The organism is Methylococcus sp. ANG, assembly GCF_040730495.1.
Taxonomy (GTDB): domain Bacteria; phylum Pseudomonadota; class Gammaproteobacteria; order Methylococcales; family Methylococcaceae; genus Methylococcus.
This window is the reverse complement of the sequence record NZ_CP160399.1, coordinates 107,824-132,986: the sequence shown is the minus strand read 5'-3', so window position 1 is coordinate 132,986 and position 25,163 is coordinate 107,824. Positions and strand designations below refer to the sequence as shown.

At 63.0% G+C, this 25,163-nt stretch carries 22 protein-coding genes and 1 tRNA gene; 8 read left to right on the top strand and 15 right to left on the bottom strand.

Annotated features, from left to right (window positions below):
- The 4 genes from ABZN20_RS00630 to ABZN20_RS00615 form a co-directional block, all read right to left on the bottom strand.
- The gene (locus tag ABZN20_RS00630; protein ID WP_367026450.1) at nt 1-585 is read right to left on the bottom strand and encodes an OmpA family protein; all 585 of its coding nucleotides are present in this window, start codon (nt 583-585) and stop codon (nt 1-3) included.
- A 10-nt stretch (nt 586-595) separates the two neighbouring features.
- The gene (locus ABZN20_RS00625) at nt 596-1,033 is read right to left on the bottom strand and encodes a FecR family protein (protein WP_367026449.1); all 438 of its coding nucleotides are present in this window, start codon (nt 1,031-1,033) and stop codon (nt 596-598) included.
- Nucleotides 1,034-1,109: 76 nt separating this feature from the next.
- Entirely contained in the window at nt 1,110-2,393 is a 1,284-nt protein-coding gene (locus tag ABZN20_RS00620) for a diguanylate cyclase domain-containing protein (RefSeq protein WP_367026448.1), read from the bottom strand.
- Nucleotides 2,390-3,046: an Hpt domain-containing protein gene (locus tag ABZN20_RS00615; RefSeq protein ID WP_367026447.1), complete on the bottom strand. Its 657-nt coding sequence runs from the start codon at nt 3,044-3,046 to the stop codon at nt 2,390-2,392. The genes ABZN20_RS00620 and ABZN20_RS00615 overlap by 4 nt, the downstream gene beginning before the upstream one ends.
- Nucleotides 3,047-3,396: 350 nt before the next feature.
- On the opposite strand from ABZN20_RS00615, the gene ABZN20_RS00610 reads away from it, so the two are divergent.
- Nucleotides 3,397-3,798: a hypothetical protein gene (locus ABZN20_RS00610; RefSeq protein ID WP_367026446.1), complete on the top strand. Its 402-nt coding sequence runs from the start codon at nt 3,397-3,399 to the stop codon at nt 3,796-3,798.
- 353 nt (nt 3,799-4,151) lie between these two features.
- On the opposite strand, the gene ABZN20_RS00605 is transcribed toward ABZN20_RS00610, so the two are convergent.
- Nucleotides 4,152-5,222: an IS630 family transposase gene (locus ABZN20_RS00605; protein ID WP_367026407.1), complete on the bottom strand. Its 1,071-nt coding sequence runs from the start codon at nt 5,220-5,222 to the stop codon at nt 4,152-4,154.
- Nucleotides 5,223-5,404: 182 nt separating this feature from the next.
- On the opposite strand from ABZN20_RS00605, the gene ABZN20_RS00600 reads away from it, so the two are divergent.
- Entirely contained in the window at nt 5,405-6,757 is a 1,353-nt protein-coding gene (locus ABZN20_RS00600) for an IS1182 family transposase (protein WP_218806980.1), read from the top strand.
- 682 nt (nt 6,758-7,439) lie between these two features.
- Here the strand turns inward: ABZN20_RS00600 and ABZN20_RS00595 are convergent.
- From ABZN20_RS00595 to ABZN20_RS00560, 8 genes are all read right to left on the bottom strand, one after another.
- The gene (locus ABZN20_RS00595; protein WP_218806224.1) at nt 7,440-7,649 is read right to left on the bottom strand and encodes a type II toxin-antitoxin system HicB family antitoxin; all 210 of its coding nucleotides are present in this window, start codon (nt 7,647-7,649) and stop codon (nt 7,440-7,442) included.
- A gap of 36 nt (nt 7,650-7,685) precedes the next feature.
- Nucleotides 7,686-7,946, bottom strand: coding sequence for a DUF2442 domain-containing protein (locus ABZN20_RS00590; RefSeq protein ID WP_367026445.1), 261 nt, complete (start codon nt 7,944-7,946; stop codon nt 7,686-7,688).
- Nucleotides 7,947-8,422: 476 nt separating this feature from the next.
- A tRNA-Leu gene (locus tag ABZN20_RS00585) sits at nt 8,423-8,509 on the bottom strand.
- Between the two features lie 172 nt (nt 8,510-8,681).
- Complete coding sequence (locus ABZN20_RS00580; protein WP_367026444.1) at nt 8,682-11,087, bottom strand: PAS domain S-box protein; 2,406 nt, start codon at nt 11,085-11,087, stop codon at nt 8,682-8,684.
- A gap of 3 nt (nt 11,088-11,090) precedes the next feature.
- Nucleotides 11,091-11,717 carry an MEDS domain-containing protein gene (locus tag ABZN20_RS00575; protein WP_367026443.1) on the bottom strand — a complete coding sequence of 209 codons (627 nt, stop codon included), beginning with the start codon at nt 11,715-11,717 and terminating at the stop codon, nt 11,091-11,093.
- Between the two features lie 64 nt (nt 11,718-11,781).
- On the bottom strand, nt 11,782-14,016 hold the full coding sequence (locus ABZN20_RS00570) for a heavy metal translocating P-type ATPase (RefSeq protein WP_367026442.1): 2,235 nt from the start codon (nt 14,014-14,016) through the stop codon (nt 11,782-11,784).
- Nucleotides 14,017-14,127: 111 nt separating this feature from the next.
- On the bottom strand, nt 14,128-15,846 hold the full coding sequence (locus ABZN20_RS00565) for a DUF2207 domain-containing protein (RefSeq protein WP_367026441.1): 1,719 nt from the start codon (nt 15,844-15,846) through the stop codon (nt 14,128-14,130).
- Nucleotides 15,847-15,854: 8 nt separating this feature from the next.
- Nucleotides 15,855-16,415 (bottom strand): LemA family protein, encoded by a 561-nt coding sequence (locus ABZN20_RS00560; protein ID WP_367026440.1) that lies wholly within the window; start codon nt 16,413-16,415, stop codon nt 15,855-15,857.
- 186 nt (nt 16,416-16,601) lie between these two features.
- Here ABZN20_RS00560 and ABZN20_RS00555 point away from each other — a divergent pair, with 186 nt between their 5' ends.
- Together ABZN20_RS00555 and pyrC are read left to right on the top strand one after the other, a co-directional pair.
- Nucleotides 16,602-18,953: a TonB-dependent receptor gene (locus tag ABZN20_RS00555; protein WP_367026439.1), complete on the top strand. Its 2,352-nt coding sequence runs from the start codon at nt 16,602-16,604 to the stop codon at nt 18,951-18,953.
- Nucleotides 18,954-19,012: 59 nt separating this feature from the next.
- Nucleotides 19,013-20,056: a dihydroorotase gene (pyrC, locus tag ABZN20_RS00550; RefSeq protein ID WP_218806215.1), complete on the top strand. Its 1,044-nt coding sequence runs from the start codon at nt 19,013-19,015 to the stop codon at nt 20,054-20,056.
- Between the two features lie 63 nt (nt 20,057-20,119).
- On the opposite strand, the gene ABZN20_RS00545 is transcribed toward pyrC, so the two are convergent.
- Nucleotides 20,120-20,977, bottom strand: a complete 858-nt coding sequence (locus ABZN20_RS00545; RefSeq protein WP_218806214.1) for an MlaA family lipoprotein — start codon at nt 20,975-20,977, stop codon at nt 20,120-20,122.
- A gap of 150 nt (nt 20,978-21,127) precedes the next feature.
- On the opposite strand from ABZN20_RS00545, the gene rnt reads away from it, so the two are divergent.
- Nucleotides 21,128-21,757, top strand: coding sequence for a ribonuclease T (gene rnt / locus ABZN20_RS00540; protein WP_218806213.1), 630 nt, complete (start codon nt 21,128-21,130; stop codon nt 21,755-21,757).
- A 10-nt stretch (nt 21,758-21,767) separates the two neighbouring features.
- Here the strand turns inward: rnt and grxD are convergent, their stop codons facing one another.
- Nucleotides 21,768-22,100, bottom strand: a complete 333-nt coding sequence (gene grxD / locus ABZN20_RS00535; protein ID WP_305080271.1) for a Grx4 family monothiol glutaredoxin — start codon at nt 22,098-22,100, stop codon at nt 21,768-21,770.
- A 230-nt stretch (nt 22,101-22,330) separates the two neighbouring features.
- Here grxD and ABZN20_RS00530 point away from each other — a divergent pair, with 230 nt between their 5' ends.
- The 3 genes from ABZN20_RS00530 to ABZN20_RS00520 all read left to right on the top strand — a co-directional run bounded on the left by ABZN20_RS00530 (nt 22,331) and on the right by ABZN20_RS00520 (nt 25,118).
- Complete coding sequence (locus ABZN20_RS00530) at nt 22,331-23,506, top strand: aspartate aminotransferase family protein (protein WP_218806211.1); 1,176 nt, start codon at nt 22,331-22,333, stop codon at nt 23,504-23,506.
- A gap of 24 nt (nt 23,507-23,530) precedes the next feature.
- Nucleotides 23,531-24,427, top strand: coding sequence for an ornithine carbamoyltransferase (argF, locus tag ABZN20_RS00525; protein ID WP_367026438.1), 897 nt, complete (start codon nt 23,531-23,533; stop codon nt 24,425-24,427).
- A 127-nt stretch (nt 24,428-24,554) separates the two neighbouring features.
- Nucleotides 24,555-25,118, top strand: coding sequence for a TIGR04211 family SH3 domain-containing protein (locus tag ABZN20_RS00520; RefSeq protein WP_367026437.1), 564 nt, complete (start codon nt 24,555-24,557; stop codon nt 25,116-25,118).
- The last annotated feature ends 45 nt before the right edge of the window (nt 25,119-25,163 follow it).

Here is a 25,163-nt window from a genome sequence, read left to right as displayed (position 1 = left end):
TCAGCGCAGAAAGACCTCGACCCGCCGGTTCCTGGGCTCCTCCACACCCTCCGCGGCCGGAAACAACGGCGCGCGGAAACCGTAACTCTCCACCCGCACGATCTTCGGGTCGATGCCCTCTTGCAGCAGCAGCGAACGGACGGCCTCCGCCCGTGCGGCCGACAGCCGCTCGTTGTGGTCGACGTTGCCGACCTGGTCGCTGTGGCCGATCAGGGTCACTTCCGGCAGGGTGCGCGCCTTGATAACCCGCGCGATCTCCGGAACTTCCGCTTTGGAATCGGGCTTGGGTTCAGCCGAATCCTTGCCGAAATACAACAAGTAGCTCAGCGGCTTGGCCGGGGCGGCCGCCAGCGCGGCACCGAACAGCGCCTGCACCTTCGCCTCGTCCATGCGCCTGGGCTCGGAAATCTGGTCGGTCACGTCCACATAAGCCGACGCCTCGGCGATCGTGCGGCTGGCGCCGCCGCCGCTCACTTCCACCCGGCCCAGTTTGCCGTCGTCGTCGGGAACGAGGACCACGGTGGTCGCCGGCGCGCATGCCGCCAGCAACAGGCAGAGCAGCGAGATAAAACCGATACGCTTCATCGCGACCTCCCTACTCCGCCCTGACCAGAAACTTGGTGCCGCGAATCCCGATGCTGGCCTGCGGCGTATTGACCTTTACCGCTTCCGGCGCGAGCTTCCCGAACTTGCCGGTGGAGAAAACCGCCGAACCCTTGCGCAGATAAACGTCGAACGCGTAGTCCTGGTTGATGGGGACGAACCGGTATCGGTCGATCTTGAGCTCGGAACCGGGCCCCATGCTCATCCGGGTGCCATCCTGGAAACTGACGCCCGCGGAACTCGCATCGGCGGTCTTGAGAACATCGCCGGTGAACAACGGCGCCCCCGCGGAGAGCGCGATGACCCGATCGTTGCGCGAAACTTCGACCTTGCCGCTGGCGGTTTTCAGGCTCGCCACGGGGTCGTCGGCCACGGCGGCGGCCGAAACGAGCGCGGTTGCCAGCGCCATTGTGGAACGAACGTATTTCATGCCAAATTTCCTGCGGTTTCGTAAGGAAAGCAGGCATTTTCGGCTGCGGACTCCCGGGTAGCAAGTGAAAAAGCCGTCAATACACGGTGCCGTCCCACCCGACATCGAAAATCCTGTAGCGATGCCTGCCCGCTGCCTTGGCACGGTACATCGCCCGGTCCGCCCGCCGCAGCAGCAATTCCGGCTCCGATCCATCGGCCGGACAAAACGCCACGCCGATGCTGGCGGTAACGACGATGTCTTCCTCAAAGAGAGACAGGGGCTCGGCAATGGCCTCCAGGATTCTGGCGAACACGGTTTCGATGTCGCTCGCAATCTCCAAGTCCGGCAGGATCAGGACGAATTCATCGCCGCCGAACCGCCCGACGGTGTCGCTCATCCGCAATACTCCGCTCAGCCGCTCGGCGATCCGTGCCAGGACGGCGTCACCGGCATGGTGGCCCAGACGGTCGTTCACCGGCTTGAAGCCGTCCAGGTCCAGCACCGCGACCGCCAGCGGCGTCCGATGCTGCAGACTCAGGGCAATAGCGTGCTGCAGACGGTCCATCAGCAGGCGGCGGTTGGGCAGGCCGGTCAGTGCGTCGTGATAGGCGAGGCGTTCGAGCTGGCGAGCCTGGTCCAGCAGGAAGCGGATGTCGGAATGAAGGGCGACGAAGTGGCTGATCCCCCCTCCGGCATTCTCGACCCGCGAAAGGTTGAGCAACTGGGGATGGCTCTCCCCGTTCTTCATGCGGCTCCAGATTTCACCGGCCCAGTGGCCGTTGCGCCGCACCGCGTCCCACATGTCATCGTAGAAGTAAGCCTCGTGCCGGTCGGACTGCAGCATGGTCATGCTCAGCCCCAGGAGGTCGTCGGGCCGGTAACCGGTCATGCCGCAGAAAGCCTCGTTCACCTTGATGATGATCCTGTCGGCATCGGCCACGAGGATGCCTTCCATCGTGTTGAGAAACACGCTGGCAGCCAGCCGCAATTCGGCGAACGCCCTGTGGAGTGCGAGCTGGTTACGGATGCGGGTGCGGAGGACGGGGATGTTGATCGGCTTGCTGATGTAGTCGGCGGCACCCGCTTCGAAGCCGTGCACCTCGTTCTCTTCGCCGCAGGCCGAAGTAATGAAAATGATGGGGATGTCGCGGGTGGCCGGATCGGCCTTGAGTCGTCTGCACACCTGATAACCGTCCATCGCCGGCATGACGACGTCGAGCAGGACGAGGTCGGGGGAAAGCCGGCCGGCGAGCCGCAGAGCCTCGTCGCCCGAAGTGGCGAACCGAACTTCGTAATCGTCGCCCAATGCGCCGCCCAGCAAGCGGATGTTGGAAGGCGAATCATCGACGATGAGCAGGGTCGGCCGGTGTCGGCTCACGGCGCGCCCTCCCTCGGCCAGACCCGGAGCGCCGCTTCCGCACGGAGGCTCTGCAAGGCTTCCGCGAATCGAAGCCGGACCATGAGGGCGCGCAGGCCGGCGAGGAATGGCCGATGTTCGGGGCCGGCAAGCAGCGCTTCCAGCCGGTCCAGCGTGTCGTTCGCACGGAGACTGCGGTCGGCCAATTGGCCTTCCAGCGCCGCGAGAACGGCGGCGAGAGCGGGCGCGCCGGCAGCGGCGCTCCGGGGCCCGGCCACCGCAGCCGCCTGAGGTGGAAGGCTGGCCTGGAGTTCCCGGACGCTCCGGGCCACAGCATCCGCCAACATTTCGGCCGAGGCTGCGATCTCCGGCTCGGAACACGCCCGGAGCGCGGCATCCAGTTGGCCGGCCGCGGTCCGGACCGCGGTGATGCCGAGGTTCCCGGCCTCGCCCTTCAGGGTATGAGCCAGGAGACGCAGGGCTTCGGCGTCCGGATCGAGGCCAAGCCGGCGGAGGCGCTCCGGCGTGTCCTGGTGGACGTCGGCGAAGGCGCGCAGGCTGTCCAAATAGAGTCCCCGATCCTGCCCCAGGCGCCTCAGCGCCGAGGCGGTCTCGACTCCCGGCAACTGCGGACATCCGCAGCGATGGGATTCTGGGGTGAAGCTGTCGTTCATGTCTTCTCAGGACTCCAGACGGCGAAGCCGTTGCGGCGCCGGCCAATACGGCGCCCGGCGAGAGAAAAAACATTTTTTGATCAGTCCTCTATGCGTCGCAAGGCACGGCCCAATGCCATCAATCATGGAGCATAAGAACGTAATCCGAAAAGCCATTGTATTCAAGCGTCAAGCACAAACCCATTTGACGTAAGAATCACCGCCACCTTGTTCATTTTCCCGACGAAACGCCCGCCCGCGATGTCAGACGTTTCCTCTCAACTCCCCATCCCCTTGTCCGGGCGCCTCGGCCGTTCAGCGGGTTACCGGGCCCATGCTAAACTGCGGCTTCCGAATTCCCTGGCACGACCATGAGCGTAGCGCTAAGACTTTACGAACAACTGACCGAGGCGGGCGAGGATAAGACGCGCGCCAAACTGATCGCGGAAGCCTTCGAGCATCTGGAGGACCGCTATCCCCAGTTGAAGGACGTGGCGACCCAGGGACAGGTGCGCGAGACCGAATTGCGGCTGCAGAAGGAGATCAAGGAGGTCGAAGCAAGATTGCAGATAGAGATCAGGGAGGTCGAGTCACGATTGCAGATGGAGATCAAGCAAGTCGAGGCGAAGCTGCAGAAGGAGATCAAGGAGGTCGAGGTACGACTGACACAGGCCATCCATCGCCAGACGCTCTGGGTGGTCGGCTCGGTCGGCGCGGTGGTGGGCCTGATCCGGCTGCTGGAATGGTTCCTCACCCATATGCCAAACCCGTAGGGATAACGCCTCACCTACCTTGGCGGTTGGATCGTTCCCACGCTCCAGCGTGGGAACGCATCCCAGGGTGCTCCAGCGCCCCGTACCGTTCAGCACCATCAATCCATGCCGACCACAGAACCGATGTTCCCGATCAGGCTTGTGTACCTTCTTCGCAAAGCGCAGCCGCTCCAATAGGCGCTCCGCCTTGTGCGCTTCCCGCAACTCGATGAGCCTGGCGGCGGTGTACGACTTGAAACCGCTCGGGCATTTAGCCACGCTCGGCGCCTGGGCGATGGAAATGCAGAGAGTTTTCCCGCATCACATCACAAAAAAGCCGCCAGCCATCGTGCAGGCGCTGATGTGTCTAGTGTTTAATTGCGTAAATTAGCGATAGTATTGCGCAGCTGGGAGCCTTTGACTTCCCGCTTGCGCCAGACGAATGGGGCGGCCTTGTCGTTGTAGGCGGCGATGAAATCGTTGATCGCCTGCGCCAGTTGGTCGATGCTGTTGAAACTGGCCCCACGTAAGGCCTTGCGGGTCATGATGCCAAACCAGATTTCCACTTGGTTCAACCAACTGGCTGAAGTGGGCGTGAAGTGAAAGTGCACGTTGGGATGGGCGGCCAACCAGTCATCGTTCTTCTTGTGAGTGCAATAGTTGTCGAGAATCACATGAATTTCCCGATCAGCCGGAACATCGGCGACCACCTCATCGAGAAAGGCCTGAAAGTCAGGACGCTTCTTGGTCGTGGTGGTTTTGGACTGAATGGTACCGGTCGCCACATTCAAGGCCGCAAAAAGATTGATCGTGCCATGGCGCTTATAGGTGCTTTTCAATCCACGAACCAGCTTGCCGCTGCTGGTAAAGACGAAACCGCTGGCCCTTTCCAGCGCCTGAATGGAAGGCTTTTCATCAACGGAAATGACCAACGCATTTTGCGGCGGATTCAGGTACAGCCCGATAATGTCGGCCGACTTGATGGCAAACTGAGGGTCCGTGCTGACGCACCACGAGCGATGCCGCTGGAGTTGGATGCCTTCTTTGCGCAACAGACGCCAGACGGCATCATCGGAAACCCCCAAGGCTTTCGACAACGACCCGCCATCCCACGTCGCCTGTCCGGCCGGCGGCGGCTGTTCAATCTGCGCAAGCAATCGATTGCGCAACTCGGACGGCGGGTACCGCGGAGGCTTGCCCGGTCTTTTTCGATCACCCAGCCCTTTCAATCCTTCAGCCGCAAAGCGCCTGCGCCAGACACCGACCGTGCCGGGCCGGATACCGAGTTCAGCAGCAATTTCGTCATTGCGCTTGCCCGCCAGACAGCCCATGACAATCTTGGCGCGCTCGACCAGACGAGCCTCCTCGGTGCGGCTATTGCTCAAACGCTCCAACTCACGCCGGTCTTGGTCCGTACAACTCACCGATATGGCAACTCGCGCCATCCTTCCCTCCGTTCCTGTGGGTAACGGAGACATGATATTACAGTCGCTTAATAATGCAATTAGACACTAGGAGTCTGTCGGACTTTCCGGTTCTGGTTCGAACCGGATTGGAGGGGCGGAAGTCCGCTGTTTCCGTTAACATAGCGGCCTATTCCGGATAGATCGCGACAAGGTGAGACCCGATGAGCCGCTTCATCCCCGTCAATCGCCACCAGCAGTATCTGCTACCGCCCTCGGTTGACGAATGGCTGCCAGCCAACCACCTGGCACGGTTCCTCGTCGAGGTCATCGATCAGCTGGATTTAAGTCGACTGACGAGCCGCTACTCGGGGCGCGGGTCGGCGGCGCACCATCCGTCGGTACTACTGGCCCTGCTGGTTTATGGTTATGCCACCGGGGTGTTCTCCAGCCGCAAGATTGAGCGGGCCACCTACGATTCGGTGGCCTTCCGCTTTCTGTCGGCGGAAACCCATCCCGATCATGACACCCTGGCCCACTTTCGCAAGACCTTTCTGGGGGAGCTGGAGGACCTGTTCGTTCAGGTCTTGAGCCTGGCGCAGGCGATGAAGCTGGTGAGGCTCGGGCAGATTTCCCTGGACGGGACCAAGATTAAGGCCAACGCCTCCAAGCACAAGGCCTTGTCTCATGGCCACATCGAGAAGTTGGAAGCGCAGTTGCGGGAGGAGGTGCAGGCCTTGTTGCAGAAGGCGGCGGAGGCCGACGGGGCGGAGGAGCCGGACGGCATCGACCTGCCAGAGGAGTTGGCGCGGCGGCAGGATCGGCTGAAGGCCCTGGCGGAGGCGAAGGCCAAGATCGTGGAGCGGGTCGCGGAGCGCGATGCCCGGGCGCAGCAGGACTATGAAGCCAAGGTAGCCCGTCGCGAAGGCCAGCGGCAGGCGGGCAAGAAGCCACGTGGGCAGGAGCCGAAGCCGCCGGAAACCGGGCCGAAGGCCAGCGACCAGATCAATCTGACCGACGAGGAATCCCGCATCATGCCGAGCCACGCGGGTTTCCTCCAGGGCTATAACAGCCAGGCTGCGGTGGATGTGGAGACGATGTTGATCGTCGCCACCACCGTCAGTCAGCAGACCAACGACAAGCAGCAGGTCGAACCGATGCTGGCCGAGATCGAGAAGCTGCCGGAAGCCTGGGGGAAGCCCGAAGCCCTGCTGGCCGACACGGGCTACTTCAGCGCCGGCAACGTGCACGCCTGCTGCGAACAGCAGATCGAACCGCTGATCGCGATGGGACGGGACAGCCATCACGTGCCGCTGGCGGAACGCCTGGCTCCGGATGCCCCGGAACCGGAAACCACCGATCCCGTGGAGAAGATGGCCTGGAAACTCAAAACGAAGGCAGGGAAGGCCCGCTACGCCAAGCGCAAATCCACGGTGGAGCCGGTGTTCGGCATCATCAAACAGGTCTTGGGATTCCGCCAGTTCTCTCTGCGCGGCTTGGAGGCAGTGGCCGGAGAATGGAAGCTGGTGGCGATGGCGTTCAATCTGAGGCGGATGCACGTGTTGGCGGCAGCGTGACAGGCTTCACGTAAAAACCAAGCGTTACACACCAATAGCGCCGCCATGGGGGAGGCGGGGCACATCTTGGTCTAGTTATCGACGCGAAACGCTGGTGACTACCCCGCCAATGCCCCCGAAAAATTCTCGATTCCAAGAATCCCGACCCGAGTAAATCCATAGTCCGACAGACTCCTAGGTATCGAGGAGGCTTTGCACCGCCTCCGGGCGGGTAGACACCGGCAACCATTCAACCACCGTGCAGGTCAGAGAATGCGGCGGGTCCGGATTGGGGATGACGGCTTCGGCTCACGGTCTTGCTCGGAGTCGGGACGCTGGACTGGAGCCGGAAAAGCCCTTCCGCGGCGCGATCTCCTTCAAAGACTCCACCATGTCCACCGGAATTCGCAACGTGATCGAAGTCATCGGCCGGTCTTTGGCCAGGCGTTTCTTTAAGTGTTCACGAATCATAGCGTTAGCGATGCTACGCAGGCTAAAGGTCCTCCGGCTCCAGTCCCGTATGCTTCGCGATCCGTGCCAGCATGCGCGGTCCAATGTCGTCCGCGTCATGAAACGCAAAGACGTAGTCCGGAAAATCGTTGTGCTCTAACGTCTTGTGCGACCCTGTTTTGCCGCTTGATCCTCCACCCGGACCGAAGCAGTGCAGCGAGAATTTGTTTCGCCTTCTTTGACGGCCATTGCGTCATGCCGCGTTCGGCACCGAAATATTGATTGAAACCGGCTGGCTCTCGTTATTCTCCAGGCGCTCCGCGATCACCCTAAGCGCCAGGACTTCCGCCTTGACTGTCGCCTCTTCCCAGCTCAACCCATAGGCCATGACTCCCGGCAACTCGGGAACCTCTGCGATCCAGCGGCCGTCCGATTCCTGCTCCTGTTCGATGCTGTAGTTCATCGGATTACCTTCGCTTCATTCGTAAAAGACACTTGGTCAAGACCCAACCCCCGAAACCAAAGGAAACCGCTCCGGATGGCGGATCGAATCCACGTGCAAATCAACGTCCAAATCCGGCCAGTAAAGGTGGTGCGGCTGCGGCCGCTCGACATGAAACAACTGCTCCACCGGCGCCTTGGAAAACCACGGAAAATCTGCGAACGCCACGAACAGCTCCTCCTCGTCGTCAAGGAGTAGCCAAAAGCCGTGCTTTGAAACGCCGGAAACCTCAACCGGCGAAATGTCTGTGCCAAGCATTCCGAATCTCCTGCTCATGTGACCGCGCCAAGCGTTCCGCTTCGCGCAAATCCTGGGATGACAACCAGCGTTGTCAACGATCCTCCTTGTACAGCCTCCCGAACTTCCGGTTCAAGTAAGCCACATGCTCCACATCCGTCCTCTTCGAGATCGCCAACCGCTGGCATTCCAGACGGCCTACGCACTGCTCCACCTGCGATTGCGAAAGCCGCTCCCGGCTATGACGGACGAAGAAAGCAGTCAAGTCAACATCCCGAGACTCCGTACCCGCTGCCATACATCTCGCGAGAGATGTATTCCGCGCTGTCCGGCATGGACTGGCGATGACAAGGCGGTACGCTTACCTCTCGCCGGATCACCTGGAACAAGCGGTCCGTTTCAACCCGCTTTCGGGTGTGCGTGGACAGTTTGTGGACGCTCCCGAGATCGGAGCAGATCAAAGTAGCGCGCGAGAAGTTTTAAGGAATTGATTTTCCTGGTGCCTCGGGCCGGAATCGAACCGGCATGGCCTTGCAGCCGAGAGATTTTAAGTCTCTTGTGTCTACCAGTTTCACCACCGAGGCGTGGGTCGTGCAGTAGCGGCTCGCATCTTACCATTTCACGTCGGGCCCTGGCAGCGCGCACCGCCTCCCGCTCAGGTGAGGCATGATTCCGTGCGCTCCCCGATCGACACCTGGCTCCGGCTTACCGCTTCCGACATCTCAAGCCGTGCCTCTCGCCTATCCGCAAGGGGCGTCACTGCAGCGGGTAGCCTTCGTCCCGGAAAAGGGCCGTGCAGGCATCGACGACCCGCGCGTCATACCAGCTTCCGCGGCGCGCCTCCAGTTCCGCCAGCGCCGCTTCGTTGCCGAGACCAGGCCGGTAGGGGCGATGTGACGACATGGCCTCCATGACGTCCGCGACCGCGATGATCTTCGCGCCGAGGAGGATGGCGTCACCGGCGAGTCCTTGCGGATACCCCGACCCGTCCAGCTTCTCATGGTGCTGCAGGACCATGTCTGCGATCGGCCAGGGGAACGCGACGTCCTTGAGTATGTCGTATCCGACCTGGGAGTGGGTTTTGATGAAATCGAATTCCAAGGGGGTCAGCCGGCCCGGCTTGGTCAGGATTTCGGCGGGGATGCGAATCTTGCCGAGATCGTGGACCATGCCGGCCAGCCGGATGCCGTGCACCTCGTCTTCGGACAAATTCAGTTTTTTCGCGATGGCCGCGGCGAGATCGGCCACCCGCCGCTGGTGGCCAGCGGTATAGGAGTCCCGCATTTCAAGGGTGGTGGCGACGGCTTGAATCGTCTGCTCCAGGCTTCGCGTGATCCGATCGGCATTCTTCAGGCGTTCGGCCTGATCCCGCAGATGAGCGATGCCGTACGCCATATCCCCCGCCAGCTTTTCCAGCAGCGCCATTTCGTCGCCATCGAAGGCTTCTAGAGTCTCCGCACAGAGCCCCAGCATGCCGGCGACATCCGAGCCATTCCGTATCGGAATCAGCGCGAAGGCATCGCAGCCTTGCTCGATGGCACAGTGCCGCAAAGGGAACAGCGGCGACGCTTCGTCAACCTCCCGCAACACCCGCCTGACACCGGAATGGCCCACGCTGCGCAAGATGGAATCGAACACTTCGCGCTCCCGCAGCCGTGAAACGAAGTCCGCGATTCCCGGCGTTTCGCTGTGATAGACCTCAGGCGGCACATGTGCGTTCGGACCCTCTGGAAGCACGCCCACCCAAGCCTTGCCATACCCGCCGGCGTCGGCGATGACGCGGCACATCTCGCCGAGCAGTTCGGCTTCGCTCCGCGCCCGGACCAGGATGCTGTCGCAACCGGTGACGGTCTTGAGGACCCGGTTGAGCCGCCGCAACGCTTGTTCCGATCGCCTGAATTCGGTGATGTCGCGTCCGATCGCGGAAGCTCCCACGACCTTCCCCTCTTCGCCGCGCACCGGGGAAATCGTCAGCGAAACGTCGATTGGCTCTCCGCTCCTGGTCATGCGCCGGGTCTCGAGATTCCGCACGGCCCTGCCGTCGGCGACTTCCGCCAGGCACCGGCGGATCTCGCCGTGCAGCTCCGGGGGCGCCAAACGGGTGACGGGCTGGCCGATGATTTCCTCGGCACGGTAACCGAACATCCTCTCGGCGGCGGCGTTCCAGCTCGTGATGATGCCGTCGAGGGTCTTGGCCAGGATGGCGTCCTCCGACGACTCCACGATGGCGGCCAGCCTGGCCTTGAGGGCATCCGCATGTTTCCGCTCGGTGATGTCCCGGATGACGCCGATGGCAGTCCATTCTCCGCGGATCTTCACCGAAGATACCGAAAGCTCGATTGGAAATTCACTGCCATCCTTGCGCATCGCGTACATTTCCCGCGTCAGGCCGATCGCCGCGCCCGTGCCGCTCCGCCGGAACTCGGCGATTCCCGCGCGGTAAGGCCCGAGGTAGCGTTCCGGCGCCAGCACTTCGTGGAGATCGCGTCCGACGATTTCATCGCTCGAGTAGCCGAACATGGCCTCCGCCGCCGGGTTCCAATAAGTCACCCGGCCGCGGCCGTCGATGATCGCGATGGCGTCCAGCGCCGCCGTGCTGATCTGGCGGAACTTCTCCTCGCTCTCGGCCAGATCGTCCTGGATGGCGCGGCGGATTTCGCATTCGCGCTGAAGCTCGACGGTCTTCTCGGACAACGCGCGGGTACGCTCGTCCACACGCTGTTCGAGCAGGCGGTTGGAACGGGCCAGTTCCGCCACGAACGCGCGATTCTCCAGCGTCCGTGCCACCACGTTGGCGATATTGCCCAGGAAGTCCCGGTAATTCCGGAACTCCGCCGGGTCCGACAGACGCAGCAGCAGTACGCCGTAGAAGCGGGACGCGATCCGCAAGGGGTAGACGAAAAGCCGCTGGCCTTCACCCATGGGGCCGGCCGCAATCCGCGCATGATTCGGTTCCATGCCGGCGCAAAGGGGGGCGAGGTCGGGAGAAGCCGGCACCAGCTTGCCGTCGACGCAAAGATGGGCGCCCGCCACCCCGGGCACCTCGGCCAAAGCGGCATCCAGAAACTCCCCGATGCCAGCCGGATCGGGGAGTATGTCCAGCGTTTCCTGAATCACGAGGAGGCGCCCGAGGACGGTCGCCTCCAACTCCAGCCGGGTCATCGCTCAGGCATTTGGCGCCGGATAACGGGCGAAATATTCCTGGGGAGGGAGATAGTACGGATTGTGGACGACCTGTCCCCGCACGATCATCATGGGATGGGCGTTGAGCACCTTGAACAGGGTGGCGCCGTCGAAGTGATTGGCGTCGTACTGGCAGATCACGGTGAGCGGGCAATCGACCACCAGGAGGTTGATGCGGGACTCGTATTCGGCCAGCCGCTCCGAACCCGGCAGCCCCCGCAGCGCCCAATGCATTTCACCGGTCAGCCGGACACCGCCGAACCCGTCCCTGATACCGTCCTCATAGGCCGAACGTAGGCGGCCCAACATCCTGTCGGGCGAGAAGCGGCCATCCGGGCAATACACCTCGACGGACGGATCGATGTCCAACTGCGCTTCTTCCGCGGGCACGATGCCAAGGTCCGCGAAGTAGTCGCGCAGCGCCTGAGGGCTCATCTCCTCGACGAAATACGCGATCTTTTCCCCGGCTTCGATACCGCTGCGCACGAACGCGGACATGATTTCCAGGCGTTCCTGTTCGTCGTTGTAGAGGTAGCACATATGGGTGCCGGGCGGAAAAAGCTCCGCGGTGAAACCCAGCGAAACCATGGGCCGTGCGAATTCCGTCATACGCTCCTCCTTGTTTTGGGTTATCTCGACCGCAGCGGAAAAGGATAGGCTTTTTTCCGCCGATTCATAGCCAGCGCAAACGATTGGCGTTGGTCACCACGGTGACCGAAGAAAGTGCCATGGCGGCACCTGCGATCATCGGGTTCAGCAGCACGCCGGCGAACGGGTACAGGATACCCGCCGCGACCGGTATGCTCAGGGTGTTGTAAATGAACGCCCCCAGCAGATTCTGCTTGATGTTGCGCACCGTCAGCCGCGACAAATGAACGGTTTCGGAGACTTTCAGCGGCGAACCCGCCATGATCACGACGTCGCCGCTTTCGATCGCGATGTCGGTGCCGGTGCCGATGGCGAAGCCCACATCGGCTTGCGCAAGGGCCGGCGCATCGTTGATGCCGTCGCCGACCATGCCGACGATCTCGCCGCGCGACTGGAGATCCTTCACCACCGTCGCCTTGTCCTGCGGCAACACCTGGGCGCGGACCTCGTCGATGCCGGCCGCGCGGCCGATCGCCTGGGCGGTGGCTTCATGATCGCCGGTCACCATCAATACCCGGACGCCGAGTTCCTTCAGGCGCTGCACCGCCTCGCGGGCGTCCGGCTTGATCGGGTCGGCGACCCGCAGCAGGCCGACCACCTGGCCGTCGGCCGCAAGCAGGAGCGGCGTCAGCGCCTCCTCGAAGCAGCTCGCCAGTTGGGTTTCGAAAGCCCGCAAATCCACGCCGTACTTTTCCAGCATGACCACGTTGCCGAGCAGCAACCGAACGCCGTCGACGCTCCCGGCGACGCCGTGACCGGGCTCCGCGACGAAACCGTCCACCGTAGACGTCGCTATCCCGCCCGCCTCCGCGGCGCGCAGCACAGCCGAAGCGAGCGGATGTTCGGACCCTGCCTCGAGGCTCGCGGCCAGACCCAGCACGCGTTTCTCCGACCAGCCCTTGGCCGTATCGATGCCCATCACGCTGGGCCGGCCTTCGGTGATCGTCCCCGTCTTGTCCAGCACCACGGCGGTGAGCCGGCCCGCGCTCTGCAACGCCTCGCCGCGGCGGATGAGGATGCCGTGCTGCGCGGCACGCCCGACCGCGACCATGATCGAAATCGGCGTCGCCAGCCCCAAAGCGCAGGGACAGGCGATGACCAGCACCGTCATCGCGGTGACGAAGGCATAGCCGAACGAAGGCGCCGGCCCGAAGATCCACCAGACCAGGAAGGTGAAGGCCGAGATACCGACCACCGCCGGCACGAACACCGCGGAGACTTTGTCCACCAGACGGGCGATCTCGGGCTTGGTGGCCTGGGCCTGCCGCACGCTGGCGATGATCTGGGCCAGGACGGTATCGCGGCCGATGCGGGTGGCGCGGAACAGGAAGGTGCCGGACTGGTTCAGGGTACCCGCCACCACCGTATCGCCCTCGCCTTTTTCCACCGGAATCGGCTCGCCGGTCAGCATGGACTCGTCGACCGTCGACCGGCCCTCGACCAGGGTACCGTCCACCGGAATCTTTTCGCCCGGCCGCACCCTCAGGACCTCGTCCAGACCGACCTCGGAAATCGGCACGTCGAGTTCCTGGCCATCGCGGATCACCCGCGCGGTACGGGGCTGCAGGCCGATCAGTGCGCGGATCGCGGATGAGGTCTTGCCGCGGGCGCGCGTCTCCAACGCCGAGCCGAAATTGATGAAGGCGATGATGATCGCCGCCGCCTCGAAATAGGCGTGCTGCCCTTGCGCCGGCAGCAGATCGGCGGAATCGATGGCCACCGTCGAATAGAACCAAGCCGCGCCGGTGCCCAGCGCGATCAGCGTGTCCATGTTGGCCTGGCGATGCTGGAACGACTTGACCGCGCCGCGGAAGAAATGCCCACCGGAGCAATACAGCACCGCCAGCGTGAGCAGCGAAACGAGGGTCCAGAACGTCGTTCCGGCCGACGTCCCGATCATCGGAAACCAGTCCAGGTGCGCGCCCAGCATCAGCGGCACGCCGAGGGAGCCGGCCCAGGCGGCTTTTTTCAGCAGTTCGCGGTAGCGCTCCTCTTCGGCCCGCTCCTGTACCGAAGGGTCTTCGAGGGCTTCCATCACCGCGCCGTCGTAGCCCGCCTCCTTGAGCGCGGCCTTCAAGGTTTCCGGATCGGCCTTGCCCTTCACCAGCGCGGAATGATCGCCGAAGTTGACGCTGACGGCCTCCACTCCCGGCACATCCTTCAATGCGGTTTCGACGGCCTCGACGCAACCTGCGCAGCGCATCCCTAAGATGGACAGGCGCAGGCCTTGGTCGTCGCTCGAATCGTTACGGTCATTCATGACTTGGGAATCCTCGGTGGTCGATTACGGATGCCGGTACAACCGGCAGATACGGCTTCTCTGTATTGGGAAAACATATCACGGACGGCGGAGCGCCCGCAGCAGGCTAGGTTAAAATCCGCCGCCGCCCCCGCCGCCGAAACCGCCGCCGGAACTTCCCCCACTGAAGCCTGACCCGCCGGAGCTGCGCGGCGCCGAGCTCATGGCCGACGCGGCCTGCGCGGACATGCGGCCGAGATCGCGGGAGAAACCGCCGGCATCGAAATCCATGGCGCTCCCGCCCCGATACCATGCCGGCGGCTGGGTGCAGATGCCGGCGAAAGCGGCCGCCCAGCGTTTTTCCAGCCCCAGCGCCATGGCGTAGGGAAGCAGCTTCTCGAACGTCTCGGGAGTACGGATCATCCGGTCCATGCGGTCGGCTTCCACTTTTTCCAGAAAGTCCTCGAATCCCAGCGCGGCTTCCAGCACCCGCGTCCCCGCCGGCGTCCGGGCCGGCATGAAATATCCGAAAAGGGCGACGATCGCCGCCGAAACCAGACCGGGCAGGACCAGGGTGCCGGGCGCCATGCCCCAGTGCAGGCTGGCGTAATTGGCGCCGAGAATCGCGCCGAAGAACCAGACCACGCCGAGCACCAGAGCGCCCAGCATGTAGTTCCTCCGCACCCGGTCGGGGCGGGCGGCGAAATAGCGCTGCGCCATCAGGGCGTCGAAGATCTTGTCGCGGATGCCGGGCAAATGGACATGGAACTTCCGCTCCAGTTCGGAAAGCCGGACGCTTTCCTTCCCTCCTGAAAACACACCGCTCAGGAGCGCACGCTCATGCGGACGGAGCACACTCCAGGCGGAAGGCGGCTGGCGCGACCGGAACAGGTAATCGGTGTCCTTGAAGACGCCCAGCAGCCGGTCGGTTTCCTCTTTTTCGATCAGGACATAGCCTTTGACCGCGAGATCGACCAGGGTGGCGGTGATGTCCCGCATGTCCGCGGAATTGTCGATCAAGGTTCCCAATTCGGCCGGCGTCAGTCCCTCCGGCGGGCGGTATTGCGGGGCGATGGGGCGAAGGCGCGGGTCGCGGCCGCGGACGGACCAGTGCCGGTACATCGCGGCCAGCACGACCAGGGGCAGACCCAACGGCCAGTTGGCGCGCAGGAAATCCGCGGTCCGCGCCATGGCCGCAGGCCGCTGCACCACGCCTTTGTTCCAGCCGACGACCGCGGTCAGCCCCTCGTGGAAAGCCAGGGGACGCTGCATGCGGAAATCGATTTCGCGGCCGCGCACCTGCACCTCGGCGGCCTCTTCCCGCGAACCGTAGCTGCCGGTGAAGGCCAGCGTGCGGACACCTTCGGCGCCGGACGGCAGCACGATGCGGGCGCTGGCGGCTTCGATGGGAACCTCCCATTCGTCGCCGGTGATGTTCCAGTACAGCTCGTCGTGATCGTCGAAAAACTTGAGGCCGTTGCGCACCCGGTAATGCAATATCACAGTCTTCGCGACATCCTCCGCACCCGGGATCCAGATCTTGAACTTGCGGTAATGGCGTTCACTGCCATCCTCCACCTTCAACGACGCCCCCTGCGAATCGGTCGCGCCGAGCAGGTCGAGGAACAGGTGATAGTTGAACCCTTGCGGCGTACGGTACTCGACTGGAATCGAGCGGTAGATGCCGTTCCAACTGCCCTCGAAGCGAGGACGGATGGTTTCGGTGACGTCCAGCCCACCGTCGGCTCCCACCACGATGTCGGCGTGGAAACTCTGGATCACCAGAGACCGTGCCTGGACCTGAAAGCTGCAAACCAGCCAGACGAACAAGAGGACTGGCCACCGCATCATCGCCCCCTTCAGCGGGCACCGGTATCGAAACGCACGGCCGGCGCCTCGCGCTGGGCGGTTTCGCTGAGCTCGAAGAAAGTGCGGGAGGTGAAACCGAAGCCGTTCGCAATGAGATTGGAGGGGAACTGGGCGATCCGGGTGTTGAGATCGCGCACCGCGGCGTTGTAGTAGCGCCTGGCGTTCTGCACCGTGTCTTCGATTTCGGTAAGGGTGCCCTGCAGCTGGTTGAAACTTTCGACCGCCTTTAGCTGGGGATACTGTTCGGCCAATGCGAAGAGCTGCCGCAGCGCGCCGCTCAGGGCATCCTCCACCTCGGCCCGCCCCGCGGCACCCTGAACCGACATGGCCCGGTTGCGCGCATCGACGACGGCCTCCAGCGTGCCCTTCTCATGCGCTGCGTATCCCTTGACGGTTTCCACCAGGTTCGGGATCAGGTCGTAGCGGCGCTTGAGCTGCACGTCGACGTCGGCCCAAGCGTTGTCGCACTGCACCCTGAGGCGCACCAGGGCGTTGTAGATGAACACGATCAGCAGAGCGATCAGGATGAGAACCAGGACTGCATACTGCATGGCTGTCATTACTCCTTATTGATTGATTCAAAGGGACGCGATCGGGCTCCGAAACGTCGCGGCAGTCTCTTGGCGCAGGGTGGTTTTGTCAAACCCGAAAGACTTCCGAACGGCGGGATTTTTTTCCCTATCGGTATCGGGCGGCCATTCCCTATCATTGCGCGATTTTTTGAGAGTGACATCGACATGCGCAAGATCACCGTTTGCGGCATCGCCGCCTTGAGTTTCGCCCAATGCGCCGGCGCCGCGGAGGAAACCGCCAAGACCGCCGAATCCCAAAAAACGGCGGACAAGACGGTGCAGCTGGAGACCGTCAAGGTCATCGCCGACTCGCCGGTCGGAGATTCGGGCGTGGAGGAGTACAAGCTCCCGTCCCGTGTCCAGACCGTCGACGCCAAGGAGCTGGACCAGGCGGAAAGCGTCACCCTGCCGGACTACATGAACCGATTCTTCGGCAGCGTCAACGTCAACGACGCCCAGAACAACCCGTTCCAGCCGGACGTGCAGTACCGCGGTTTCGTCGCCTCACCCTTGCTGGGGTTGCCGCAGGGCCTTTCGGTGTACGTCAACGGCATCCGCTTCAACGAGCCCTTCGGCGACACGGTGAACTGGGACCTCATCCCCGAAGGCGCCATCGACAGGATGAGCCTGGAATCCGGCTCCAACCCGGTGTTCGGCCAGAACACCCTGGGCGGCGCGATCAGCGTCCGCACCAAGAACGGTTTCACGGCGCCGGGCTACCGGGCCGAACTGTTCGGCGGCTCCTGGGGCCGCAACTCGGAGGAGGTCGAGACCGGCTGGAACAACGGCGAATTCGGGGCCTATTTCCATTTCCGCAATTTCCACGAGGACGGCTGGCGCGAATACTCTCCTACCGGCGTGATGCAGTGGTTCTCCACCCTGAGCTGGAAGAACGACGACCGCTCCAATCTCAACATGAACTTCGCGGCGACCGACGACAACATGGTCGGCAACGGCGCGGTTCCGATCCAGCTCTACAACCAGCAGCCCAACGCCGTCTTCACCTATCCGGACCAGACCAAGACCAACCTGTTCCTGGCCTCGCTGGACGGCAACCACTGGCTGACCGACGACATCGAACTGTCCGGCAACGCCTTCTTCCGCCAGAACCTGATCAGCACCTTCAACGGCGACGGTTCGGACTACGAACCCTGTGAAGACGACCCCACCTACATGTGCGACGACGGCGGGGAAGGCGAGGAAGTACTGGACATACTGGACATATACGGACGCCCCGTGGTGTCCACCCCCAAGGTCGAGGGCGCCACCAACAATTTCACCCAGACCAACCAGCGCAACTACGGCGGCAGCCTGCAGGCTGCGTTCAACCAGACGCTGGGCGGTTACGGCAACCGCTTCCTCGTTGGCGGCGTCTACAACCAGGGACAGGTCGATTACGGCGCCGACACCGAACTCGCCGAACTGTTGCCCAGCCGCGGCACTCTCGGGAGCGGCGTCATCCTCGAAGAGCCGCGGGTGCGGCTGCATACCAGCGTCTACAACTACGGGATCTATCTGAGCGACTCGTTTTCGCTCACGGACGAACTCACTTTCACCGTGTCGGGCCGCTACAACCTGACCCAGATCGAACTCGTCGACCAGATCGGCACCGAGTTGAACGGCAATCACAGCTACGACCGGATCAATCCTTCCGCCGGCCTCACCTATAACTGGCGGCCGGAACTCAACTTCTTCGGCAACTTCAGCCAATCCAACCGCGCTCCGACGCCCCTCGAACTCAGTTGCGCCGATCCCGCCCGGCCCTGCAAGCTGCCCAACGCCTTCCTGTCCGACCCACCGCTCAAGCAGGTGGTCGCGACCACCGGCGAAATCGGCGCGCGCGGCGGATTTGCGGACATCGATTTCGGAGGAGGGGTAGAGGGCGACATCAGCTGGAACGCGACGCTGTTCCAGACCGAAAACAGCAACGACATCCTCTTCATCGCGGCCAGCGGCGTGTACAACAACGAGGGCTATTTCGACAACGTCGGCCAGACCCTGCGCAGGGGCTTCGAGCTTGGCGTCAACGCCGAGTTCGAACGATTCCGGCTGGGGCTGAACTACACACTGCTCGACGCCACTTTCCAGACGCCGTTCGTCGAAAACAGCCCGAACAACCCCTACGCCCAGGACGGCCTGATCTACGTGCAAAAGGGAGACCACATCCCCGGCATCCCGCAGAACATGCTGAAGTTCAACGCTTCCGTGACCATTATGGAAGGACTCACCGCCGGCACCGAGATCATCTACAACAGCGGACAGTATCTGCGCGGCGACGAAGCCAATCTGACCGCGCCGCTGGAGGACTACACCATCGTAATGCTGCACGGCGAGTACCGTTACGACGAGCACTTCTCGATGTTCTTCCGCGTCAACAACCTGTTCGACGCGCAGTACCAGACGTTCGGCATGTACGGCAATCCTCAGGAAGTGCTGGGGCCTGACTACACCAACAACCGCTTCGTCGGGCCGGGTTCGCCCAGGGCGGCCTGGGCCGGCGTCAAGCTGGCGTTCTGAAGGAAAACCGGCGGGAGGCCGGTATAATCCCCGGAGAACCACATCTCCCCGGAATCGGCATGGACTCGATCACGCTGGCGACACCCGACGACTGGCATCTGCACCTGCGCGACGGCGCGGCCATGGCGGACATAGTGGACCATAGCGCCCGTCAGTTCGGCCGGGCGGTCGTCATGCCCAACCTGAAACCGCCGGTGACGACGGTGGCGGCCGCGTTGGAATACCGTGGCCGCATCCTGGCGGCCCTGCCCGAAAATGCGCGCTTCGAGCCGCTGATGGCGCTTTATCTGACGGATGCCACGCCGGCCGACGAGATCCGGCGCGCGGCCGAAACGCCGGAGATCATCGGATTCAAGCTCTACCCGGCCGGCGCCACCACCCACTCCGAGGCCGGAGTCACCGGTATCGAAAAGGTCCACCGGGCGCTCGAAGCCCTGGAACGGCATGGCGTACCGCTGCTCATCCACGGCGAAGTCACCGACGCGGAAGTCGACATTTTCGACCGGGAAGCGCGTTTCATCGAATCGGTTCTGGAACCGCTGGTCAGGGGCTTCCCGGAATTGCGCATCGTCCTGGAACACGTGACGACGAAGGAGGGCGTGGAGTTCGTGCAGAGCCGCGGTCCCCGCGTCGGAGCCACCATCACGGCCCACCATCTGCTGTACAACCGCAACGCCTTGCTGGCCGGCGGCATCCGTCCCCACCATTACTGCCTGCCGGTGCTCAAGCGCGAATCCCATCGGCGGGCGCTGGTGGCGGCTGCGACCAGCGGCGACGCCCACTTCTTCCTCGGCACCGACAGCGCCCCCCACCCCAGGCCGCAAAAGGAGAGCGCCTGCGGCTGCGCCGGCTGCTACACGGCGTTGACGGCCATGGAGCTCTACGCCATCGCGTTCGAGCGGGCGGGCGCGCTGCACATGCTCGAGCGGTTCGCCAGCCACAACGGCGCCGATTTCTACGGGCGCCCCAGGAACCGCGGAACCCTTACCCTGCACCGGACGCCGTGGCAGATTCCGGACGCGCTGCCGTTCGGAGCGGAAAGCCTGGTTCCTGCCATGGCCGGAGAACCCCTCGCCTGGCGGGCATCTCGCCACACGGGCTAACAACCGGCCATGAAAAAGCCCGCTTCGTGAGCGGGCTTTTTCATGCAACTGCGGAAAAAACCGTCAGGGTGAAGCCGGCTCTGCCTTTTCCTTCTCTTTGGCTTCGTTGGCGCGGTCTTCGATGCCCTGCAGCTCCAATTCCATCTCCACGCCTTCGCCGCCGCCGAAATCCTCTTCGAGCGGTGGATTGCCATCGTGAATCAGATAGTTCCGCTGCTGGAAATAGGCGTTTCGGATGAACTCGTAACGGTCCACCGAAGCCTCGTCGGCGATCTTGGTCGCGCTCAGCATGTCGGCCCGGACGTCCACGTACCGCCCGGCTCCGGCACCCCAGGGAACCGCTGCCGGCGTGACGTAGTTGATGGGGTTGGCCGCGGTATCGCCGGCGAAGCCGACCACGCCGCGCGGCGAACCCGGCCCGATGACGGGCAGCACGAGATACGGACCGGAAGGCACGCCCCAGATCGCCAAGGTCTGATCGAAGTCCTCGTAGTGTTTGGGCAGATCGAGCTTGTCTGCCACGTCGATGAATCCCGCCATGCCGATCGTCGAGTTGACGATGAAGCGCCCCAAATCCTGTCCCGTCTGCAGCAGTTTGAACTGGAGCAGATCATTCGCAATCACCGAAACGTCGTCGACATTACTGAAAAAATTCGTGACCCCCTTGTCGACGAATTTGGGAGCGGCCCATTGATAGCCCTTTGCCACGGGCTTCATGAAGTAGTCGTCCAGTCCGTCGTTGAAGGACTGCACGCCGCGGTTCCACCCCTCCCAAGGGTCACGCGAATCGACATGCGTCTGGGGAGTGCCCGCCTTGACCGGCTCCTCCTGTTTGACGTTATCCGACGCACAGCCGGCCGCCCCCGCCGCGACTAGAAAGACCAGCACAAGCCGGTCGGGCATGATTCGAGAATTTTCCATACTGTTCTTATACCCTTGATCTCGTGATTCCAGGGGAGCTTGACGCGTGTGCGTATTCTAAACGCTATGCCGCAATCCGCAATGCAATCGGCCCCGAAATCGCCTTACAATGGGTGCTAATGCACCGCAAACCCGCGATCGGCACTCTTTATGACTTCCCGCAAATCCCCCCTGGCCAGGCGCTTCCGGAGTTACCTGCCGGTCGTCGTGGACGTCGAGACCTCCGGTTTCGATCCGCATGCCAACGCCCTCCTCGAAATCGCCGCCGTCCACCTGGACATGGATGAATCGGGAAATCTTCACCCCGTCCGCACCCATCAGTTGCATGTGAAGCCTTTCGAAGGCGCCAAGCTGGATGAGGCCGCGCTGAGCTTCAACAAGATCAATCCATTTCATCCCTTCCGGTTCGCGGTGGACGAACGCGATGCGCTGTCGCAGATTTTCGACGCCATCCAGCAATCCATCCGGCAGCACGGCTGCACACGGGCGATCCTCGTGGGCCACAACCCGGCTTTCGACATCGCCTTCCTCAACGCCGCATCGAGCCGCGCCAGGATCAAGAAGAATCCCTTCCACCCCTTCAGCACGTTCGATACCGCGACCCTGGGCGGCCTCGCCTACGGCCAGACCGTCCTGGCGCGAGCGGCGCAAGCGGCGGGGCTCAGCTGGGACCATCAGGAAGCCCATTCGGCGGCCTACGACGCCAACCAGACCGCTCGCCTCTTTTGCACCATCGTCAACCGCTGGAAGCGGATGACCGAACTCCTGCCGCCGGAATGACCGTCCGGGTTCAGGCTTGCCGCTCCCCGGCCTTTTTTGCTCCGGCAAGCAGTTTCTGCAGTTCGCCGCTCTCGTAAAGCTCCATCATGATGTCGCTGCCGCCGACCAGTTCGCCGCCGATGAACAACTGAGGAAAAGTCGGCCAGTTGGAAACCAGCTTCAGGTTCTCACGAATGCCGGGCGCCTCGAAAACGTTGACGAAGGCGTACTCCGCTCCGCACTTGTCGAGAATCTGCACAGCCCGTCCGGAAAATCCGCACTGCGGGAAATCCGGCGTTCCCTTCATGTACAGGATGACGGGATTGTCTGCGATCTGGCGCTTGATACTTTCGATCACGTCCACGGTTTGCCTCTTCATTTGCTCCGGGTGAAATTTTTTGATTGTTCGATACCGAACCCAGGACGTCAAGCGGAATGGCCGAGTGGCCGACACCGGCCGGCCTGGCTGAAACGGCCTGCCGTATCGGGTCGATGAAGTTCTTGTGCTGCTCCTTCTTTTCCGTTAACCTTCCTCCCCTCCTAGGCAGTCTGGCTCGACTGCCTTTTGTTTTTTTCGGGTTTTTCCGCACATCGATGACGAGCAACATCATGCCGACTTACGCCCGGCAACCCGTGACGTTCACCCAAGGTGAGGGCGCATGGCTTTTCGACACCGAAGGCAAGCGTTACCTCGACGCCGTTTCCGGCGTCGCCGTTTGCAGCCTGGGCCACGCCCATCCGGCAGTGGCGAAGGCTTTGTGCGATCAGGCCGGGCGGCTGGTCCACAGCTCCAACCTGTACCGCATCGGGCTGCAGGAAGAACTGGCCGGACGCCTCTGCGGCCTGAGCGGAATGGACAACGCCTTCTTTTGCAACTCGGGCGCCGAGGCCAATGAGGCCGCGATCAAGATCGCGCGGCGTTACGGACATCACCGCGGCATCGACGATCCGAAGATCGTCGTCATGGATGGAAGTTTCCACGGCCGCACGCTGGCAACGCTGAGCGCCACCGGCAACCCGAAGGTCCAGGAAGGATTTGCGCCCCTGGTCGGCGGCTTCGTGCGCCTGCCCTACGGCGACGCGGAGGCCGTCGCCGCCGTCGACGATCCCGACGTCGTCGCCGTTCTGGTCGAACCGGTGCAGGGCGAAGGCGGGGTCCGCATTCCACCTCACGGTTACCTGGCGCGTCTCAAGTCGCTGTGCGAGCGCCGCGGCTGGCTGCTGATGCTCGATGAAGTTCAAACGGGCATGGGCCGGACCGGCCGGATGTTCGGCCACCAGCATGCCGCAATCGTCCCGGACGTGATGGCGCTGGCGAAGGCGCTCGGCAATGGCGTGCCGATCGGCGCGTGTCTTGCGCGCGGCGTCGCCGCGGAAATGCTCACGCCCGGCAAGCACGGCTCCACCTTCGGCGGCAATCCGCTGGCCTGCGCCGCGGCCCTGGCGGTGATGGACACCCTGGAACAGCAGGCCTTGGTGACGCGGGCGGAGAGCCTTGGCCAGCGGTTGCTGGGCGGCCTCCTGGCCCGCCTTGGCGAACATCCCGGCGTAACCGAAATCCGGGGCCTGGGCCTCATGATCGGTATCGAATTCGAGCGGCCCTGTACCGAGCTCGTCGGGATCGCCCTGGAGCAGGGCTTGCTCATCAACGTCACCGCGGAGCGGACCGTGCGTCTGCTCCCGCCCCTGATACTGACGGACGCCCAGGCCGACGACCTGGTGGAGCGATTGAGTTCCATCGTGGAAAGCCATCTCGGCACCGTTGGTTGATATCACCGATCCAGCAGATTCGCCATGAAACCGCGTCACCTCGTCACCTTGCGCGACCTCAGTTCCGCCGAATTCCGGGAGCTGATCGCCCGCGCGATCGAACTCAAGGCACGGAAAGAAACCTACGAACCCCTGAAAAACAAGGTCCTGGGGATGGTGTTCGAAAAATCCTCGACCCGTACCCGGGTGTCGTTCGAAGTCGGCATGGCCCAGTTCGGCGGCAGTTCCATCTTCCTGTCCCCGCGTGACACGCAGCTCGGACGCGGCGAGCCGATCGAGGATTCGGCACGGGTGCTGTCCCGCATGGTGGACTGCGTCATGCTCCGCACCCATTCGCACCGCACGGTGGAAATCTTCGCCGAGTACTCCAGGGTACCCGTCATCAACGGGCTCACCGACCGTTTCCATCCCTGCCAGCTTCTGGCGGACATGCAGACTTATTTCGAACACCGCGGGGACATCGCCGGCAAAACCGTCGCCTGGATCGGCGACGGCAACAATATGTGCCAAACCTACGTCCACGCCGCCGAACTGCTGGATTTCGAATTGCGCATCGCCTGCCCTCCGGGCTACGAACCCGAGACCGATCTGGTCGAAGCGGCGGGAAAGCGCGTCGAGGTCGGCCAGGACGTCAGAACCGCGGTGGCCGGCGTCGATCTGGTCGTGACCGACGTCTGGGCCAGCATGGGACAGGAGAGCGAGCAGGCCGAGCGCACCGGCGCGTTCCAGAGCTACCAGGTGGATTCCTCCATCATGGCCCTGGCGCGCCCCGACGCGCTGTTCATGCACTGCCTCCCCGCCCATCGCGGCGAGGAAGTTTCCGCCGAGGTGCTGGAAGGTCCGCAGAGCGTGGTCTGGGACGAAGCCGAAAATCGGCTGCACGCCCAGAAAGCTTTGCTGGAATTTCTGCTGGCGGCTTGAAGCGGGTCCAGGCCGCGTTGGTGAATCCGCAGTCGGCGTTATAATCGGTATCCATTGCCGGGATACGGCGTGTCCCGCCATCCCTAACCGCATTCGTCCGTTTTTTTCATTGGTATTTCGGCCCGAGATGAAAAGAACCCTAGCCTGCCTTCTGCTTGCCGCGGCTTCGGGAGCGAGCGCCGCACCGGAACGCGGCCGTGTGCCGGCCGAGTCCGCCCCGCCGCCGGCCCAGGCCCCGAAACCGCGCGGCGCCCAGGTCGTTCTCCTGAAGGACTTCAACGAGGTAAAGCAGAAAAACCTCGAGCTCAAGCAGAAACTCGCCGAACTCGAAAACCAGCGCAAATCGCTCGAAGCCGAGCTCGCCGACCTGCGGTCCGGCCGGGAGGCGGCGGAATCGAACTCCCGCAATCTCGGCTCGGAAAACGAGCGTCTGACGGAGGAACTGGCCTCGATCCGACAGACCGCGGCCAACGCCCTTCAGATCGAAGCGGAACGCAACCATCTACGCGAAACGCTGGCGACAGTCGAGCGCGATCTCGAAGCCAAGCGCCTGGAAAACCAGGCGCTGGCGGAGGACGCCCGGCAACGCTGGTTCCTGATCGGCGCCGGCGTGCTGGCCGGCGGCTTCGTGCTGGGCCTGATCGTTCCACAGCTCGGCTGGCGCAAACGCAGCAGCTGGGACTCGTTCTGACGTCTCTCATCCTCGCCATCCAGGGCGAACCGGACATTCCCGAAG

Coding starts and splice junctions, on each gene's coding strand:
- ABZN20_RS00630 (WP_367026450.1), bottom strand. CDS start 585: ATGAAGCGTATCGGTTTTATCTCGCTGCTCTGCCTGTTGCTGGCGGCA.
- ABZN20_RS00625 (WP_367026449.1), bottom strand. CDS start 1,033: ATGAAATACGTTCGTTCCACAATGGCGCTGGCAACCGCGCTCGTTTCG.
- ABZN20_RS00615 (WP_367026447.1), bottom strand. CDS start 3,046: ATGAACGACAGCTTCACCCCAGAATCCCATCGCTGCGGATGTCCGCAG.
- ABZN20_RS00610 (WP_367026446.1), top strand. CDS start 3,397: ATGAGCGTAGCGCTAAGACTTTACGAACAACTGACCGAGGCGGGCGAG.
- ABZN20_RS00605 (WP_367026407.1), bottom strand. CDS start 5,222: ATGGCGCGAGTTGCCATATCGGTGAGTTGTACGGACCAAGACCGGCGT.
- ABZN20_RS00600 (WP_218806980.1), top strand. CDS start 5,405: ATGAGCCGCTTCATCCCCGTCAATCGCCACCAGCAGTATCTGCTACCG.
- ABZN20_RS00595 (WP_218806224.1), bottom strand. CDS start 7,649: ATGAACTACAGCATCGAACAGGAGCAGGAATCGGACGGCCGCTGGATC.
- ABZN20_RS00590 (WP_367026445.1), bottom strand. CDS start 7,946: ATGCTTGGCACAGACATTTCGCCGGTTGAGGTTTCCGGCGTTTCAAAG.
- ABZN20_RS00580 (WP_367026444.1), bottom strand. CDS start 11,087: ATGACCCGGCTGGAGTTGGAGGCGACCGTCCTCGGGCGCCTCCTCGTG.
- ABZN20_RS00575 (WP_367026443.1), bottom strand. CDS start 11,717: ATGACGGAATTCGCACGGCCCATGGTTTCGCTGGGTTTCACCGCGGAG.
- ABZN20_RS00570 (WP_367026442.1), bottom strand. CDS start 14,016: ATGAATGACCGTAACGATTCGAGCGACGACCAAGGCCTGCGCCTGTCC.
- ABZN20_RS00565 (WP_367026441.1), bottom strand. CDS start 15,846: ATGATGCGGTGGCCAGTCCTCTTGTTCGTCTGGCTGGTTTGCAGCTTT.
- ABZN20_RS00560 (WP_367026440.1), bottom strand. CDS start 16,415: ATGCAGTATGCAGTCCTGGTTCTCATCCTGATCGCTCTGCTGATCGTG.
- ABZN20_RS00555 (WP_367026439.1), top strand. CDS start 16,602: ATGCGCAAGATCACCGTTTGCGGCATCGCCGCCTTGAGTTTCGCCCAA.
- pyrC (WP_218806215.1), top strand. CDS start 19,013: ATGGACTCGATCACGCTGGCGACACCCGACGACTGGCATCTGCACCTG.
- ABZN20_RS00545 (WP_218806214.1), bottom strand. CDS start 20,977: ATGGAAAATTCTCGAATCATGCCCGACCGGCTTGTGCTGGTCTTTCTA.
- rnt (WP_218806213.1), top strand. CDS start 21,128: ATGACTTCCCGCAAATCCCCCCTGGCCAGGCGCTTCCGGAGTTACCTG.
- ABZN20_RS00530 (WP_218806211.1), top strand. CDS start 22,331: ATGACGAGCAACATCATGCCGACTTACGCCCGGCAACCCGTGACGTTC.
- argF (WP_367026438.1), top strand. CDS start 23,531: ATGAAACCGCGTCACCTCGTCACCTTGCGCGACCTCAGTTCCGCCGAA.
- ABZN20_RS00520 (WP_367026437.1), top strand. CDS start 24,555: ATGAAAAGAACCCTAGCCTGCCTTCTGCTTGCCGCGGCTTCGGGAGCG.